General features: G+C 53.9%; 1 protein-coding gene. It reads left to right on the plus strand.

What is annotated here, in order from left to right; genetic code table 11:
* Positions 1-139: 139 nt before the first annotated feature.
* Positions 140-1,286, plus strand: a protein-coding gene (locus tag DB891_RS17415; RefSeq protein ID WP_085983004.1) for an IS3 family transposase whose coding sequence is annotated in 2 segments (ribosomal slippage) — positions 140-374 and positions 374-1,286 — 1,148 coding nt annotated over the 2 segments. Because the reading frame shifts where the segments join, the coding sequence is not laid out codon by codon here. This gene is flagged as partial in the annotation.

Consider the following 1,286-nt stretch of genomic DNA (forward strand, 5'->3'; position numbering starts at 1 on the left):
GTTGGTACGGCTGCAGGATTCTGAAACATTTTTGCCAGGGGTTTCATAAAAATCGCAATGAGAATATGAGTCAGCTTGAATCGCCCCTGGTTTCGTAGACACCTCCAAGCCTCATAATGAGGCCCAAATAGGAGGTGCCATGAGTCGTCAGCGTTACCCCGAAGAATTCAAGATCGAAGCGGTCAAGCAAGTGACCGAGAAAGGCAATCCTGTCGCCGATGTTGCCCAGCGCCTGGGCATGTCTGTTCACAGCCTCTACGCCTGGATCAAGCTCTACAGCAAACCCCAAGAGCAGCGTCAGCAAGACGATGAGCAGCAAGCCGAACTGCGCAAGCTTCGCGCAGAACTCAAGCGCGTGACTGAAGAGCGAGACATCTTAAAAAAGGCCGCCGCGTACTTTGCCAAGGAGTGCAACTGAAGTACGCCTTCATCAAAAAGCACTCGACGCATTACCCGGTGCGGCGCCTTTGCCAAACCCTCAAGGTGCATCCCAGCGGCTACTACGCTTGGTTGGCCGAACCTCAATCTGCCCGAGCCAAAGAAGATCAGCGCCTGCTTGGCTTGATCAAGCAGGCCTGGTTAGAAAGCGGCGGCGTGTATGGCTATCGCAAGATTCACGATGACCTGCGAGAGCTAGGAGAGATCTGTGGGCGAAATCGAGTCGGTCGCTTGATGCAGGCAGAGGGGCTGCGTTCGCAAACGGGCTATCGCCGTCGTACTGGGTTTTATGGCGGAAAACCAACAGTGGCATCCCCCAACCATCTGGCCCGGCAGTTCAAGGTCAGTGAGCCGAATAAAGTCTGGGTGACCGATATCACCTACATCCGCACCTATGAAGGGTGGCTGTACCTGGCGGTAGTGCTGGATCTGTTCTCCCGCCAAGTCATTGGTTGGTCAATGAAGCCCAGAATGAGCAGCGACCTGGCCATCGACGCCATGCTGATGGCCGTGTGGCGACGCAAGCCACAGCAGCAAGTGATGATTCACTCAGACCAAGGCAGTCAGTTCAGTAGCTCAGATTGGCAAAGCTTCCTGAAGGCCAATAATGTGATCAGCAGCATGAGCCGACGGGGAAACTGCCACGACAATGCCGTAGCGGAGAGCTTTTTCCAGCTTTTGAAGCGGGAGCGAATCCGACGAAAGATCTACGCAACGCGTGACGAAGCCCGAAGTGATATTTTCGATTACATCGAGATGTTCTATAACCCTAAGCGTCGACACAGCAGTGCTATGCAGCTGTCTCCAGTAGAGTATGAGAAACGCTATTTCCTGAGCTTGGAGAGTGT

Source organism: Flavobacterium laiguense, assembly GCF_003097655.1.
Lineage (GTDB): Bacteria > Bacteroidota > Bacteroidia > Flavobacteriales > Flavobacteriaceae > Flavobacterium > Flavobacterium laiguense.